Origin of the sequence: Bacillus sp. AFS053548, assembly GCF_002575105.1 — a bacterium.
Lineage (GTDB): Bacteria > Bacillota > Bacilli > Bacillales > Bacillaceae_G > Gottfriedia.
Genome location: NZ_NUHI01000005.1, coordinates 379,171 through 395,716, shown reverse-complemented (window position 1 = coordinate 395,716; position 16,546 = coordinate 379,171). Strand labels below are relative to the sequence as shown.

The 16,546-nt window shown below is 34.0% G+C and carries 16 protein-coding genes and 4 tRNA genes; 19 read left to right on the top strand and 1 reads right to left on the bottom strand.

Translation table 11 applies throughout. The features are described 5' to 3' along the window. Positions 1–102: 102 nt before the first annotated feature. The gene (gene yyaC, locus CN946_RS03655) at positions 103–690 is read right to left on the bottom strand and encodes a spore protease YyaC (protein ID WP_049813552.1); all 588 of its coding nucleotides are present in this window, start codon (positions 688–690) and stop codon (positions 103–105) included. 192 nt (positions 691–882) lie between these two features. On the opposite strand from yyaC, the gene CN946_RS03650 reads away from it, so the two are divergent. The 19 genes from CN946_RS03650 to CN946_RS03560 all read left to right on the top strand — a co-directional run bounded on the left by CN946_RS03650 (position 883) and on the right by CN946_RS03560 (position 16,545). Beyond that, a complete protein-coding gene (locus CN946_RS03650) occupies positions 883–1,779 on the top strand; it encodes a mechanosensitive ion channel family protein (RefSeq protein WP_098859926.1) in 897 nt (298 codons plus the stop codon). Positions 1,780–1,816: 37 nt separating this feature from the next. Beyond that, positions 1,817–2,014 (top strand): DUF951 domain-containing protein, encoded by a 198-nt coding sequence (locus CN946_RS03645; RefSeq protein WP_056467168.1) that lies wholly within the window; start codon positions 1,817–1,819, stop codon positions 2,012–2,014. A 163-nt stretch (positions 2,015–2,177) separates the two neighbouring features. Beyond that, positions 2,178–3,278: a redox-regulated ATPase YchF gene (gene ychF, locus CN946_RS03640; protein ID WP_025568957.1), complete on the top strand. Its 1,101-nt coding sequence runs from the start codon at positions 2,178–2,180 to the stop codon at positions 3,276–3,278. Positions 3,279–3,409: 131 nt separating this feature from the next. Beyond that, a complete protein-coding gene (rpsF, locus tag CN946_RS03635) occupies positions 3,410–3,700 on the top strand; it encodes a 30S ribosomal protein S6 (RefSeq protein ID WP_025568958.1) in 291 nt (96 codons plus the stop codon). A gap of 34 nt (positions 3,701–3,734) precedes the next feature. Beyond that, entirely contained in the window at positions 3,735–4,220 is a 486-nt protein-coding gene (gene ssb / locus CN946_RS03630) for a single-stranded DNA-binding protein (protein ID WP_025568959.1), read from the top strand. A gap of 78 nt (positions 4,221–4,298) precedes the next feature. After that, positions 4,299–4,532, top strand: coding sequence for a 30S ribosomal protein S18 (gene rpsR, locus CN946_RS03625; RefSeq protein ID WP_056467298.1), 234 nt, complete (start codon positions 4,299–4,301; stop codon positions 4,530–4,532). 132 nt (positions 4,533–4,664) lie between these two features. Next, positions 4,665–5,591 (top strand): YybS family protein, encoded by a 927-nt coding sequence (locus tag CN946_RS03620; protein ID WP_176547188.1) that lies wholly within the window; start codon positions 4,665–4,667, stop codon positions 5,589–5,591. Between the two features lie 92 nt (positions 5,592–5,683). After that, entirely contained in the window at positions 5,684–7,660 is a 1,977-nt protein-coding gene (locus CN946_RS03615; RefSeq protein WP_098859924.1) for a DHH family phosphoesterase, read from the top strand. Next, positions 7,657–8,100, top strand: coding sequence for a 50S ribosomal protein L9 (rplI, locus tag CN946_RS03610; protein ID WP_098429571.1), 444 nt, complete (start codon positions 7,657–7,659; stop codon positions 8,098–8,100). The genes CN946_RS03615 and rplI overlap by 4 nt, the downstream gene beginning before the upstream one ends. Before the next feature lie 27 nt (positions 8,101–8,127). Then, on the top strand, positions 8,128–9,486 hold the full coding sequence (dnaB, locus tag CN946_RS03605) for a replicative DNA helicase (RefSeq protein ID WP_056467182.1): 1,359 nt from the start codon (positions 8,128–8,130) through the stop codon (positions 9,484–9,486). 275 nt (positions 9,487–9,761) lie between these two features. After that, entirely contained in the window at positions 9,762–11,051 is a 1,290-nt protein-coding gene (locus tag CN946_RS03600) for an adenylosuccinate synthase (RefSeq protein WP_098859923.1), read from the top strand. A gap of 138 nt (positions 11,052–11,189) precedes the next feature. Beyond that, positions 11,190–11,262 (top strand) — tRNA-Lys (locus CN946_RS03595). A gap of 19 nt (positions 11,263–11,281) precedes the next feature. Next, positions 11,282–11,353: transfer RNA gene (locus CN946_RS03590), tRNA-Glu, on the top strand. A gap of 23 nt (positions 11,354–11,376) precedes the next feature. Beyond that, positions 11,377–11,452 (top strand) — tRNA-Asp (locus tag CN946_RS03585). Positions 11,453–11,458: 6 nt separating this feature from the next. After that, positions 11,459–11,531, top strand: a tRNA-Phe gene (locus CN946_RS03580). A gap of 338 nt (positions 11,532–11,869) precedes the next feature. Then, positions 11,870–12,574, top strand: coding sequence for a response regulator YycF (yycF, locus tag CN946_RS03575; RefSeq protein ID WP_088012660.1), 705 nt, complete (start codon positions 11,870–11,872; stop codon positions 12,572–12,574). Next, the gene (gene walK, locus CN946_RS03570; protein WP_098859922.1) at positions 12,574–14,409 is read left to right on the top strand and encodes a cell wall metabolism sensor histidine kinase WalK; all 1,836 of its coding nucleotides are present in this window, start codon (positions 12,574–12,576) and stop codon (positions 14,407–14,409) included. The genes yycF and walK overlap by 1 nt, the downstream gene beginning before the upstream one ends. Beyond that, a complete protein-coding gene (locus CN946_RS03565) occupies positions 14,406–15,761 on the top strand; it encodes a YycH family regulatory protein (protein ID WP_098859921.1) in 1,356 nt (451 codons plus the stop codon). The genes walK and CN946_RS03565 overlap by 4 nt, the downstream gene beginning before the upstream one ends. After that, entirely contained in the window at positions 15,748–16,545 is a 798-nt protein-coding gene (locus CN946_RS03560) for a two-component system regulatory protein YycI (RefSeq protein ID WP_098859920.1), read from the top strand. Before CN946_RS03565 ends, CN946_RS03560 begins: the two co-directional genes overlap by 14 nt. Position 16,546 lies beyond the last annotated feature (1 nt).

Here is a 16,546-nt window from a genome sequence, read left to right as displayed (position 1 = left end):
TACTCATAGGGAATATTAAATGTGTTGGCTTCCAATGCAGTTAATATTCCCTTTTTTGTTTTTAACTGACTTTTTTTAATTGTAAGTTAGGAAACTATTACGTTAAAAATCTAATTGGCACGTAAATTTTCTTTCAGTTTCTTTAATTGAATTTGCAATAAACTTAGCCATTTTCATTACAAGGCTTAATCTAGTATTTTGTAGAACGTAGAATTCCATAAACCCACTAACATTTACAACCCCGGTTAAATTAATTTCGCCAACTAAAGGTAATTCTTTTTTCATTGCCGCACCGGGTTTTAACGGACCATTGGATAAACGTACGCTACCAATACTTTTTACTCTGCCTAAACATGCATCTACAGCAATGATAAATGGATTGTTATACTTGCCTTTAATTCTTTCAAGTTGTTCTGAAAGATTTAACGCATGAATTGGCTCATCAAGAGTACCATAATAATGAAACCTACTTAAGTTTAATTCTCCTAACATGGTTCCAACTAAAGGACCTAAAGAGTCTCCCGTAGAACGGTCAGTTCCAATACATACAAAAACAATTTCTTTAGTGTGTACACTTGGAAGCGACTTACATAAACGATCTGCAAATCTGTTAATAGCGTTTTCGTCATCTAGAAATACAGAATAATCATCCTTGAATAGGTTACGCAAAGGATTTGCTGAAAATTGCATAATATCGCCTACTTTTCATTTAAGAGAGTAGTATTAGTTTATGCAAAATTTAAACAATTTATACTTTCGTCAAGCGATCTTCGTTATTAAATTAAACTATTATTACATTTGTACATATTTGTAGTTTTAAAATGATAATTCGTTTAGTATAACGTTTGAAGTCACTTGAAAATAGATAGGGGGAAAAACAGTATGAATAATGCAGCAGATAAAATAGAAAATGCTGAAAAAGTAATAAAAAAAAGCATGCTAACTCCGGAACAATGGAACACAATTTTAAATTCATCAATAAAGATAGCTCTAATTATTATCGTTTCAGTATTGGCTGTAAAACTCGGAAGAAAGTTAATCCGTAATCTCTTAAAGGTTAATGCTAGAGGACCGTTACAAGTATCAGAAAGAAGATCAGTAACACTTATTAAATTAATGGAAAATGTACTTGCATATGTAATTTTCTTTATTGCTGCTTTGACGATTCTCCCGATATTTGGTGTGGAAATAAAAGGACTTTTAGTTGGAGCAGGAATTGGTGGCGTAGCAATTGGTTTTGGTGCACAAAGTTTAGTAAAAGATATTATTTCTGGATTTTTTATTTTATTTGAAGATCAATTTTCAGTTGGTGACTACATTAGAGTTCAAACTTTCGAAGGAACAGTACTATCAATTGGTTTAAAAACAACTAAAATTAGAAGCGGAACTGGTGAGCTTCATATCATCCAAAATGGAATGATTACTGAAGTAACCAATTTTTCATTACATAATGCTGTGGCAATGGTCGATGTTAGTATTTCATATGAGGGCGATATTGAACATGCGCAAAATGTAATTGAAGAGCATTTAGAAACTATGCCAGCTAGATATGAAGAAATGGTAAAACCTCCAGAGTTTCTTGGGATACAAAACTTAGGACCATCTGAAGTAACATTACGAATCTCTTCAGAAGTTAGAGCAATGACACAGTTTAAAATCTCTAGGGCAATTCGAAAAGAAATTAAGGAAGTACTTGAAAGAAATAACATAGAAATTTCGTATCCAAAGATGGTATTATATAAACAACCAGACACTAAAAATGAAAATGCGAATGTATAGTTTGTATGCTACTATTTTAAGGAAGTGAAGTTTTCACATGGAAGAAAAAGAATTTAGCCTAAATGATATAGTAGAAATGAAAAAACCTCATCCTTGTGGAGTGAACAGATGGAAGATTATTCGAATGGGTATGGACATTCGATTAAAATGTGAGGGATGTGAGCATAGCGTTTTAATACCTCGCAGAGAGTTCACACGAAAATTAAAAAAGGTTTTAGTTCGATCTGAAGAGTAGGACGATTTTTAAATCAATGGGTATCTAGTAGAGTGATTTGAAGGATCGCTCGTATTAGATACCTTTCGTATGTTTAGAATTAATATTCAGATTTTCTTGTTATTTTTTTTTGAAATCAATATAATTGTGAAAGATTAACTAAGTTCGTATAGGAGTGGGAAATATGCCATTAACAGCAGGAATCGTAGGATTACCAAACGTAGGAAAGTCGACATTATTTAATGCAATTACACAAGCGGGTGCTGAATCAGCAAACTATCCGTTTTGTACAATTGATCCAAACGTAGGTGTGGTAGAAGTACCAGATTACCGTTTAGTAAAATTAACTGAATTAGTTCAACCTAAAAAAACTGTTCCAACAACTTTTGAATTTACCGATATCGCAGGGATCGTTAAAGGTGCAAGTAAAGGTGAAGGGTTAGGAAATAAGTTTTTATCTCATATTCGTGAAGTGGACGCAATTTGCCAAGTAGTACGTTGCTTTGTAGATGATAATATTACTCATGTATCTGGAAAAGTAGATCCAATTGCAGATATTGAAACAATTAACTTAGAACTAATTCTTGCAGACTTAGAATCAGTTGAAAAACGTATTGATCGTGTAGCTAAATTAGCGAAACAAAAAGATAAAGATGCATCTTATGAACATGAAATTTTAGTAAAATTAAGAGACGCATTTGAAAATGACAAGCCAGCTCGTTCAGTAGAGTTTACGGAAGAGCAAATGAAAGTAGTAAAAGGTTTACACTTATTAACGACTAAGCCAATGCTTTACATCACTAATGTTGGCGAAGATGAAATCGCAGATGCCTCATCAAACGAATACGTTGAAAAAGTAAGAGAATTTGCAGCTAAAGAAGGTTCTCAAGTAATTGTAATTAGTGCAAAAATTGAAGAAGAAATTGCTGAGCTAGATGATGAAGAGAAACGTACATTCCTTCAAGAACTTGGAATTGAAGAATCAGGTTTAGATCAACTAATTCGTGCAGCTTATTCTTTATTAGGATTGGCAACTTATTTCACTGCAGGTGTACAAGAAGTAAGAGCTTGGACATTTAAAAAAGGTATGAAAGCTCCACAATGTGCTGGCGTAATTCATAGCGACTTCGAACGTGGCTTTATCCGCGCAGAAACAGTTTCTTTTGAAGATTTAGCGACTTATGGTAACATGACAGCATCAAAAGAAGCAGGTAAAGTACGTCTTGAAGGTAAAGAGTATATCGTACAAGATGGAGATGTAATGCATTTCCGATTTAATGTTTAATGAAAATAGCAACTGAATTATTGATTTGCTATCTTAAAAAAACTATGCTATAATTTTGACTCGTGAGTGATTATTTTAAATTGCTCCTTGCCCTTAATTGGGCCGTTAGACCAAAAGGAGGTGACATTGTGATGAATAAATACGAAATCATGTACATCGTTCGTCCAAACATGGAAGACGAAGCACAAAAAGCATTAGTTGAGCGTTTCAACGGCGTTTTAACTGAACAAGGTGCTGAAATCACAAACGTTAAAGAGTGGGGTAAACGTCGTTTAGCTTATGAAATTAACGATTTCCGTGATGGACACTACATGCTTGTAAATGTTTCTGCTAAGCCAGAAGCTGTACAAGAATTCGATCGTTTAGCGAAAATCAGCGAAGATATCATCCGCCACATCGTTATTCGTGAAGAAGAAAAATAATATTTTTTAAATGCTTTAGGGAGGTAGGAATCAGATGATCAATCGTGTTGTACTTGTAGGTCGCTTAACAAAGGATCCGGACTTACGTTATACGCCAAGTGGGGTTGCCGTTGCAACATTTACTCTAGCGGTGAATCGTACCTACTCAAATCAGCAAGGTGAAAGAGAAGCAGATTTTATTAACTGCGTTATCTGGAGAAAGCCTGCTGAAAACGTAGCAAACTTCTTGAAAAAAGGAAGCTTAGCTGGCGTTGAGGGGCGTATTCAAACTAGAAGTTTTGATGGTCAAGATGGTAAGAGAGTATATGTAACTGAAGTTGTAGCTGACTCTGTTCAATTCTTAGAACCAAGAAATGCATCAGGTAACCAAGGTGGTTCATTCGGTATGAATCAACAAAATCAAGGTTTTAACGCTGGAAATCCTTTCGAAGCACCATCTCAAAAGCCTAGCTTTAATGATGATCCATTTGGTGGGACAAGCAAAACGATTGACATTACTGATGACGATCTTCCTTTCTAATAATAAAAAGTGTAATGTTGAACGGTTAGCATTACTAAAAAACTAACTTTTAAGTAGAGGAGGGAAATAACAATGGCAATGGGTGGACGCAAAGGTGGACGTGCTAAACGTCGTAAAGTTTGTTACTTTACTTCAAATGGCATCACTACAATCGACTTCAAAGATACTGAGTTATTAAAACGTTTCGTTTCTGAGCGTGGTAAAATTTTACCTCGTCGTGTAACTGGTACTTCTGCGAAATACCAACGTAAATTAACGATTGCAATCAAACGCTCTCGTCAAATGGCTTTATTACCATACGTAGCTGAATAAGCTAAGTAATAAAAAGTACAGCATTCTCGTGCTGTACTTTTTTTGTATTTATGAAAAAATAAGTTTTATGGTAAAATAAGAAATAGTATGCTTATCGCGAAATAAGTAGGGGTAGTTGAAAGGAGCTTTATTTTGAAATCGACTCGATTTATTACCGAGGGTGCAGTACTATTAGCTATTTACTCAGTACTACTGTTAATATTTAGATTTGTACCGTTTCTCTCAATTTTTATGGCATTCCTTATGCCACTGCCATTTATTATTCTAAGTATTAAATACTCAATTAAAGAATCACTTTTACTTTGCTGTGTGGCGCTGGGATTAACAATTGTGATTACCTCATTTAATTTACTTCCAGTTACTTTAATGTACTCAACAGTGGGTATAGCATTTGGTTATCTATTGAAAAACGACCGAAGTAAAGGCGAGATTTTACTTACTAGTACTTTTTTATATTTAATACATACAGTACTATCGTACATACTATTCAAAGCTGTTTTTCATATTGATTTCGTTAAAGAGAATATAGACTTGGCAACGGAAGCTATAGAAAAAAGTAAGGAACTTAGTGCCAGTCTTGGTACAAATGCCAATGAAAAGGCATTAGATAGTCTTACAAATGCTATTAAATTAATCCCTACATTAATTCCTTCAATACTGTTAATGGTTAGTTTTATACTTGCTTTTTTAACCCAACTAGTAACTTTTCCATTAATAAGAAGATTAGGTTATAAAACACCAAAATTTAAGCCATTTAGAGAGTTTAGACTCCCAGTAGGATTCATGTGGTTCTTTTTAATTGTAATGATTTTTTCATTCTTCAATTTGAAACAAAGTAGTTTCCTCAGTACAGCAGTGATTAACTTAACTTATGTACTTCAAATTTTACTGCTCGTTCAAGGTTACGCATCGATCTTTTATTTTAGTTATTTAAAACATTTTTCTAAAGCGGTACCAATTATTATATTGATCGCAAGTTTTATCATTCAACCATTAATTTATATTGTTTTACTAATTGGAATTGTCTCAATTGGAATATTTAATAGAAGAAAAATTTAAACTTAAAAACATATTTGTTACTAATTTGTTGTGAAAAAGTGAATAAACTTTAATATGTAAGTTAGATTTTATTTGGCTTAGGGGTTGAACATATGCAAGATTTTCATAAGAAACAGATGTTTCTTATACCCGTCTATCTTTTAACTGCTCTTTCAGTGTTTCTGATCGGAACCGTGGTCTATATTCAACCTAAAATAGGGATAATTTTTATCGTTATCTTTTTATGCGTTATTTTTCTAGTTGTAAAGTTAGAAATTAAGTATCGCTACGTTTTAGATATGTATATAGAATCAGTTATGTCGAGAGTGAAAAATTTAAGCAACGAAGCAATTACAGAAATGCCAATTGGAGTATTACTTTATGATAGAGAGTACCATATTGAATGGGGCAATCAATATATTTTAAATATTTTAGATGATCGTTCATTAATTGGTAAACACATATTTGATCTATCTGAAGGATTAATGGCTTTAATTTCGAAAAAAGAGAAAAAAGAAGATGTATTGATTATAAGTAAAAGAACATATCGGGTAGTTATTAAAAGGGAAGAGCGATACATTTACTTATTTGATGTGACAGAACAAGCACAACTAGAGAAGTTATACGAAGATCAAAGAACAGTAATCGGAATTATTTTACTAGATAATTACGATGAAATGACACAGGGTTTAGATGACCAGGAGCGTTCTAGTGTAAATGGTGCAGTAACAACAATGTTAAATAGTTGGGCTAATAGTCATGGTATGTTCTTAAAACGTGTTTCATCCGATCGATATAGTGTAGTTTTAAATGAAGGAATTCTGGCAGCATTAGAAAATAATAAATTCTCTATATTAGACCAAGTAAGGGAAGAAACTACAAAGCGTAATTTACCTCTTACTCTAAGCGTCGGTGTTGGAGTAGGTAGTTTGAATTTAACCGAACTTGGCCAACTTGCTCAATCTGGTTTAGATTTAGCGCTAGGACGCGGGGGAGATCAAGTAACTGTTAAAAACATTAATGGTAAAGTAAAGTTTTTTGGTGGAAAAACAAACCCTGTAGAAAAGAGGACGAGGGTTAGAGCGAGGGTAATCTCGCATGCATTAAGAGATTTAATGAAGAGTAGTACCAATGTTATGATAATGGGTCATAAGTTACCTGACATGGATGCTCTTGGTTCAGCAGTTGGTATCTTAAAAATGGTAATGCACAATGAAGTGGATGGTTATGTAGTAATCGATAAAGATGAAGTAGATAAAAGTGTTAATCGTTTGATGAGGGAAATGTCTAAAAATGAACAATTTATGTCTTGTTTTATTTCACCTGAAAAAGCAAAAGAACTTATTTCTGAAGATACATTAATAATCGTAGTAGATACCCATAGACCAACAATGGTTGAAGAAGAATCACTTTTAAATGAAACAGATAAAATTGTTGTTATAGACCATCATCGAAGAGGAGAGGACTTCATTAAGGATGCAATTCTCGTTTATATGGAGCCATATGCTTCATCTACTGCAGAATTAGTAACTGAGTTATTGGAGTACCAACCTAAGAAAATAAAATTAAGCATGCTTGAGGCAACAGCCTTACTTGCAGGTATTATTGTTGATACAAAGAGTTTTACTTTCCGAACAGGAGCAAGAACTTTTGACGCAGCGTCATACCTGCGTTCGAATGGCGCAGATACGATTCTCGTTCAAAATTTACTAAAACAAGATATGAATGAATATATTCGCAAAGCAGAATTGATAGAGGAAGCCTATATGTACAAAGAGGGCTTTGCGGTTAGCTTTGGAAAAGACAATGTAAGCTATGATCAAGTTTTAATCGCAAAGGCTGCAGATACATTATTAACGATGACTGATGTCATTGCATCTTTTGTTATTGCGAAAAGGTCAGATAATGTTGTTAGCATCAGCAGTCGTTCATTAGGGAATATAAATGTTCAATTAATAATGGAAGAGCTTGGTGGTGGCGGTCACTTAACAAATGCTGCTGCACAAATTGAATCTTCTTCAATCAGAGAAGTTGAACAACATTTATTGAGAATAATCGATGAATATATTGAAGGGAGAACAAACAAATGAAAGTAATTTTCTTAAAAGATGTAAAAGGAAAAGGTAAAAAAGGAGAAACTAAAAATATCGCAGATGGCTATGCAAGTTTCTTAATCAAAAACGGAGATGCTATTGAAGCTACCGCAGGTAATATGAAAACTCTTGAAGCGAAAAAAAATAAAGAATTAAAAGATGCACAAATCGAATTGGAAAATTGTAAAAAGCTAAAAGAAACAATTGAAACTTTAACAGTAGAACTAAAAGCTAAGTCAGGTGAGGGAGGCCGTCTATTCGGATCAATCACAAGCAAGCAAATTGCAGATGAGCTTAATAAAGTGCATGGTATTAAACTAGATAAGCGTAAATTCGAAATGAATGATGCGATTAGAGCACTAGGTGTAACAAATATTAAAGTAAAATTACATCCTGAAGTAAGTGCAACTTTAAAAGTACACGTTAAAGAACAATAAGAAAAACAAGCATCTGGAGGACTAGAAATGAGTGATTTGCTAAATGATCGTACTCCACCACAGAATATAGAAGCTGAACAGGCAGTATTAGGGGCCATACTGTTAGACTCAGAGGCGCTAATATCAACTTCAGAACGGCTTTTACCAGATGACTTTTATCGAGCTGCCCATCAAAAAATATTTGAAGCGATGCTAAAGATTGCTTCAAGGAATGAGCCTCTAGATGTTATCACGCTTACTTCTGAACTAGCTAATCAAGGAGTGTTAGAAGAAGTAGGAGGAGTATCATACTTAAATGATTTACTGGCTTCAGTACCAACGGCATCTAACGTTGAATACTATGCAAAGAGCGTTGAAGAAAAATCTACTTTAAGAAGATTAATTAGAACCGCGACAAATATTGTAACTGAAAGCTATGCGCCAGATACTCCAGTAGATGTTGTATTAAACGAGGCTGAAAAAAGTATTTTAAAAGTAGCTCAGCGCACAAACGTTTCTGGTTTTCAAAGTATCAAAGATGTAGTATTTACTACATTTAGTAAAATTGAGACCCTATTTAATCAACGCGGCGAAATCACAGGTGTACCGACAGGGTTTACCGATTTAGATCGAATGACAGCGGGATTTCAGCCGAATGACTTAATTATAGTAGCCGCTCGTCCTTCAGTAGGTAAAACGGCTTTTGCATTGAATATCGCACAGAACGTAGCTACTAAAACGGATGAAAACGTAGCAATTTTCAGTCTTGAGATGGGATCAGATCAGCTTGTCATGCGTATGCTATGTGCGGAAGGAAATATTAACGCACAGGCATTGCGTACAGGTAATCTTGAACAAGAGGACTGGAATAAGCTTACGATGGCTGCTAGTAGCCTAGCTGGTACAGGCATATATATCGATGACACACCTGGTATTAGAGTAAATGACATACGTGCTAAGTGTAGAAGGCTGAAGCAAGAGCATGGCTTAGGAATGATCCTAATTGATTATCTGCAGCTTATTCAAGGTAACGGCAAAAGTGGAGAAAATCGTCAACAAGAAGTATCTGAAATTTCACGATCTCTTAAAGGACTGGCAAGGGAATTAAAAGTACCTCTAATAGCCTTATCTCAGCTATCACGAAGCGTTGAGTCAAGACAGGATAAACGTCCAATGATGTCTGATATCCGTGAATCAGGAAGTATTGAGCAAGATGCGGATATTGTTGCGTTCTTATACCGAGACGATTACTATGATAAAGAATCAGAGAATAAAAATATTATTGAAATCATTATTGCTAAACAAAGGAATGGTCCAGTAGGTACTGTTTCATTGGCATTCGTAAAAGAATATAACAAGTTCGTAAACTTAGAACGAAGGTTTGATGAGCAAGCACCAGGTGCCTAAAAATAGTTTGGAAACAGACAGTCACAAATATGTTCAATTGTCTGATTGCTATTACTTGGGATGCCATCTAAAAAATAATCACATAGTGAATCTATGTGATTATTTTTTTTTGTTAGGGCAAACTATTTTTATCAAATTCTTTAGTTTGTATTTACGAACAAATAAAACTTAGAACAGAATTATTCAATGAGATTTATTGACAAATCCCGTAAGTTTGGTATACTAGTTTTGGTTTTAGTTCGGAAATAGCGTATTTTAATCGGAGGTGCAGTACATTGTCATCAGTAGTAGTAGTTGGTTCTCAATGGGGAGACGAAGGAAAAGGAAAAATTACTGACTTTTTATCACAACAGGCAGAAGTAGTTGCTAGATATCAAGGTGGTAATAATGCAGGTCATACAATCGTATTTAATGGTGAAAAGTACAAACTTCATTTAATTCCATCAGGTATTTTCTTCTCAGATAAAATTTGTGTTATTGGAAATGGTATGGTTGTAGATCCTAAAGCTTTAGTTCAAGAGCTAGCATACCTACATGATAAAGGTGTTTCAACTGACAACTTACGTATTAGTAACCGTGCTCATGTTATCTTACCTTATCATTTAAAACAAGATGAGCTAGAAGAAGAGCGTAAAGGTGATAATAAAATTGGTACTACTAAAAAAGGTATTGGACCAGCTTATATGGACAAAGCTGCTCGTGTGGGAATCCGTATGGCAGACCTTTTAGATAAAGAAGAGTTTTACGAAAAATTAAAACGTAATCTTGAAGAGAAAAATAATTTATTTGAAAAAATGTATGATTCAAATTCATTAAATATCGAAGAGATTTTTGAAGAATATTATGAGTTCGGACAACAAATTAAAAAATATGTGTGTGATACTTCTGTTGTATTAAATGATGCAATTGATGGTGGAAAGCGCGTATTATTTGAAGGCGCACAAGGCGTAATGCTAGATATCGACCAAGGTACATACCCATTCGTTACTTCTTCTAACCCAGTTGCAGGTGGAGTAACAATCGGATCTGGTGTTGGTCCAACAAAAATTAATCATGTTGTTGGTGTATGTAAAGCTTACACTACTCGTGTTGGTGAAGGTGCATTCCCAACTGAGCTTTTCGACGAAATTGGAAATACAATTCGTGAAGTAGGTCGTGAGTACGGTACAACTACTGGAAGACCAAGACGTGTAGGTTGGTTTGATAGTGTAGTAGTTCGCCACGCTCGTCGTGTTAGTGGTATTACTGATTTATCACTTAACTCAATTGACGTATTAACAGGTCTAGAGACTGTTAAAATTTGCGTTGCTTATAAATTCCGTGGAGAAACAATTTCTGAGTTCCCTGCTAGCTTAAAACAACTTGCAGAATGTGAGCCAGTTTATGAAGAACTTCCAGGTTGGACAGAAGATATTACAGGAGTAAAAACTCTTAATGAACTGCCAGTTAATGCAAGACATTATGTAGAACGTGTGTCTCAATTAGTAGGTATTCCATTATCTGTATTCTCAGTTGGTCCAGACCGTAACCAAACGAATATCGTACGTAACGTTTACGGAGCTTAATATAATAAAAAGCCCTTAAATAAAAATTTAGGGGCTTTTATTATTTTTTTAAAAAAACTATTGCAAAACTATTAGAAAGTATGATAAGATAAATCTTGTCGTCATAACTAGTAAATAGTTTATGAAGTTAATCATTGTGAGCCATTAGCTCAGTAGGTAGAGCATCTGACTTTTAATCAGAGGGTCGAAGGTTCGAATCCTTCATGGCTCATCTTTTCTTAAATTAATGTGGCCCGTTGGTCAAGCGGTTAAGACACCGCCCTTTCACGGCGGTAACACGGGTTCGAGTCCCGTACGGGTCATCCTTTTTTAATAAAATTATCTTGGTCCCGTGGTGTAGCGGTTAACATGCCTGCCTGTCACGCAGGAGATCGCCGGTTCGATCCCGGTCGGGACCGCCATATAATGGCTCGGTAGCTCAGTCGGTAGAGCAGAGGACTGAAAATCCTCGTGTCGGCGGTTCGATTCCGTCCCGAGCCATCATAAAAACTACTGTATATACAGTAGTTTTTTATTTTATATCAACCTTATAGAAAATAGAATATAACAGTTCGATTTTACAAAAAAACTTACTTAATTTAAAATAGAAGTAAGTGGAGTAGACCTCTAGCAACAAGCTAGAGGTTTTTTTCAAAAATCTAGTGTTTATATACAAAAAGAATAACACGTAAGAGCGTAGTCGTATTATATTTAGATTGATAGTCCACAAAACGAAATTGCTATGATAAGTTTATTTGTTGCCTAATTTTATATTAAAATGCAAAAGATATGTATAGAATTGACGGTAGCAAAAACTGACTAGAAAAGGAGTGCGGGGAATGAATAAAAAAATATTAATAGTCGATGATGAAAAACCAATTGCTGATATATTGAAGTTTAATTTAGAAAAAGAAGGCTTTGAAATTGTTTGTGCGTATGATGGAGAGGAAGCATTACAAAAAGTAGATGAGTTTCTTCCTGATCTAGTTTTATTAGATATTATGTTACCAATTAGAGATGGTTTAGAAGTTTGTAGAGAAATAAGAAAGAACCATGAAATGCCAATCATTATGATTACAGCAAAAGACTCAGAATTAGATAAAGTACTAGGTTTAGAAATGGGAGCAGATGACTACGTAACAAAACCATTTAGTACACGTGAGTTACTTGCCAGAGTAAAAGCAAATTTACGTAGACACCAAACAGGAACTACATCTGAAAAAGAAGAGTCAGTGGAAGTTATTATTGGCTCGCTTGTTATCAATCCAAACGCTTATATCGTAACAAAACGTGGCGAGAAGATCGAATTAACTCACCGCGAATTTGAATTACTATATTATTTAGCGAAGCATATCGGACAGGTTATGACGAGAGAACATTTACTTCAAACTGTTTGGGGTTATGATTACTTTGGAGATGTACGAACTGTCGATGTAACAATCCGAAGACTTCGTGAGAAAATTGAGGACAATCCAAGTTATCCACTTTTCATTGTAACAAGAAGAGGAGTAGGATATTACCTCCGTGATCCGGAGCAAGATTAATGGCAGCTTATAATAAAGTTGGTTTATTTAAATCAATTGTATTTAAATTTGTACTTGTTTATATTTTACTAATCTTGGTGGCTATGCAAATTATTAGCGTTTATTTTTCAAGAGAGCTTGAAAAGCAACTTGTAAACAGTTTTACAGTTGCGATAAACGAACGTGCTAAGCTATTGGCTTACAATATAAAAATAGAGTATGAAAAAAAGAAAACTCTAGACGATCCAGAAGTAAAAGCTAATATTCAAAAAATAGTTTCTGACTTCGGAAAGAATATTGGAATATCAGACGTAAGAGTTATTAACCAAAATAGTGAAGTCATTGCTACTTCAGATTCTAGTAATCGATCTATTGTTGGTAAAAGGACTACTGATATTTTAGTAAAAAGAGCACTTTTAGTAGGTACTAGAACTGAGAAAGTGTTAATTGATCCTAAAAATGGTCATCGAATGAAAACGATTGTTACCCCAGTAATGGAAGGTGACGAAATTGTTTCAGCCATTTACACAAGTGCTTCTATGGAAAGCACTTATGAAAGAATGGAATTAATTAACCGTATTTTTTCAACTGGTACACTTATAGCAGTCGCGATTACATCCATTTTAGGAATATTATTGGCTAAAGCAATTACGAAGCCAATCTCTGAAATTAGAAGACAGGCCCAAGAAATGGCGAAAGGAAATTTCTCTCGCAAATTAAAGGCCTATAGTGAAGATGAGATTGGTGAATTAACGATATCATTTAATAATCTATCACGTAATTTACAGCAAGCCAGAGCTTCAACGGATGGAGAAAGAAGAAAGCTTCAATCAGTACTAGAGCATATGTCAGATGGGGTTATTGCAACTGACCGTAGAGGGAAAATTATTCTTTTAAACGATCCAGCTGAAACGATGCTTAATGTTTCACGTGAAACAGTATTAAATAAATCGATCTTAGAGGTATTGGGAATCGAAAAGATCAATACTTTAGATGATTTATACGATGAGCCAGATTCAATTATGTTAGATTATAGTGATAATAAGAGACCAATGATTATACGAGCTAGCTTTTCAACTATACAAAAAGAGTCTGGTAAAGTTAATGGTCTGATCGCCGTACTCTATGATGTAACTGAACAGGAAAAAATAGAGCAAGAACGTAGAGATTTTGTTTCCAATGTGTCACATGAATTAAGAACGCCGTTAACAACGATGAGAAGCTATCTAGAAGCATTATCAGATGGAGCTTGGGAGAATAAAGAAATTGCTCCTAAGTTTTTACAAGTAACTCAAGATGAAACTGAACGAATGATTAGGCTAGTAAATGACTTATTACAATTATCTAAGTTAGATAGTACCGAATATCGTTTAATGAAAGATTGGGTTAACTTTACAGAGTTGTTTAATCGTATAATCGATCGACATGAAATGAGCAAGTCTCAAGAAGTATCGTTCAAACGTGAGTTTATAAGTAAGACGAGATTTGTATTTATAGATGAAGATAAAATTACACAAGTGTTAGATAATATTATTTCAAATGCATTAAAGTATTCACCAGAAGGTGGGACTGTAACTTATCGTATTAAGGAATCTAGAGATCAAATATTAGTTAGTATTACTGACCAAGGTATGGGAATTCCAAAAGAAAATCTATCAAAAATATTTGATCGTTTCTATCGAGTAGATAAAGCTAGATCGAGACAAGTTGGGGGAACCGGCCTAGGGCTTGCTTTGGCAAAAGAAATGATTTACGCGCACGATGGTCATATATGGGCTAAAAGTGAAGAAGGAAAGGGTACAACAGTCTATTTCACACTTCCGGTGGCTGATGACCAAGAGGATGAGTGGGAATGAGAAGAGAACATATAAAATCAGTTATATTAACTACTCTTGTTATAGTAAGCTTAGTACTTTCATATAGCTTATGGTCATATCAACCAACATACGATGTACTTCAAAATCAAGACTATGTCCAAAAAGTTTCGATTGGTGCAAAAAGAGACTTTAAGGACATAGTAATTCCGAATTTATTAGTTGTTCATGAATCAAATAAAAATTATGAAACAACTAAACAGAGTAATATATCACCGATTTATAGATCATTGCAGAAATCCGAAATCACAAATTTTGAAAATCTGACAAATAAAACGTCTGAAGTTGCCTACCAATCAATTACAAAAGGAAAAAATAAATTAGAAATTATTTTTCCGACTGTAGTACCAGTAGAGACATTAGGTAAAGTTCTTAATCTAGATGCAAAACGACTACAAAATGTTTTATTTGACCGAATAATCATCAATTTATCTACTAAACAGGATTCTTCAGCAAGGATCTATTTTTCAAATGAAGCACAAAATATTCTCTATGGAGCAACCTTTGATAACTCTTCAATTATTGCTTCAGTTGAAAAGATAAGAGACAATTACGAAAGCTTTACTGAAAGCTTAAGATATAAGTTAGATTCAGGTAAAATAATTTATTTACCTAAAAAACCAATCAAATTAACAACGATGGAGTTTCTTACAACGGATATAGATGTTGATAAATTAAAAGATGCAATATTTAGTGATCCATCAAATGTCCGAAGAGAAAGTACTGATTCAGGAGATACATTCACAGACGGTACTAGATTAATGTCAGTTTCACCATTAAACCGTTCGATTGCATTTGTTAACCCGACAACACCTGAAAATAATAATAACCAAAGTCCTAATTTATTAGTCCAAAGAAGTGTTGATTTTATTAATGCTCATGGTGGCTGGACTGATGGATATATATTATCTGGTGTTAAACCTGAAAATAATGAAGTTTCATTTAGACTTTTTGTAAATAATTTACCTGTGTATAATAATTCAACAATTACGACGGGCTGGGGAGTAGATGATATAGAAACCTTTAAACGTCCATTGTATAAATTTACTAGAATCCAGGTGGACAAGAAGGAAAGTGAAATGGAATTAATGGCCGGTCCTCAAATTATGGAGATCATATCTAATAATAAATCTATTAATAAATCCCTTATTAAGGATATTAGCTTAGGGTACGAGACGATATTTGATGAAGATAAATCAACAATCAATCAGCCGTACTATAATAGAGCAATCCAGTTAAAACCTGTTTGGATTATAAATTACGATGACACATATAAGAAGATTGATCAAGATTTGCTAAGTAGAACTGGGGTGAATATTGTTGGATTGGAGTAGGATCAAAACAATATTTATTTTAACTTTCTTAGTATTAGATTTATTTTTAGCGATTCAATATTATCAAAAGCGAAGTAGCGATCAGTTTGATACGATGGCGGAATCGAGTATTGAGGAGCAATTAAAGGAAAATGATATCACATATGTGACATTACCTAAAAATTCTTTAAAGGAATCTTATATATCAGGAAATAGTAAGGATTTCTCGAAGAAAACTTTTGCTGATAGAAAAGGACAGAATATACAAATCTACAAAGATGTATTACAAAGTCAATTGAAAAAACCAGTTCCAATTGCAGAGACAAATAAAATACTCTTCTTAGAAAATTTTGTGAAGGAGTATGTTTGGAATGGTGGTAACTATCATTATTGTCAAATAGATCCAACGTCAAAAACTATATACTTCTGTCAAACCTATAAAGATCGCTTAATTTATAATATCGAAAGCTCAGTAGTTGAAATAAAGTATAACGATAAAAATGAGATATACGGGTATCGCCAAAGATATTTAGAAAACTTAAAAGAAATGATCGATAAAAAGAATGTGCAAGAAGCTTTACCGGCAATTAAAGCCATTGAAAATTTATTTGTGAAAGATGAATTAAAACCGAGTGATCGAATTACAAAAGTTGATTTTGGCTATTATACAGTAATCCCGTTATCGAATGGAGTTAAATTCATCGCACCAGCGTGGCATATAGTTGTCAATGAACAGCAGGATTACTTTGTTAATGCTATTGAGGGACAAATAATTAAGATCGATAAAGAACAATGGAGTGAATAGC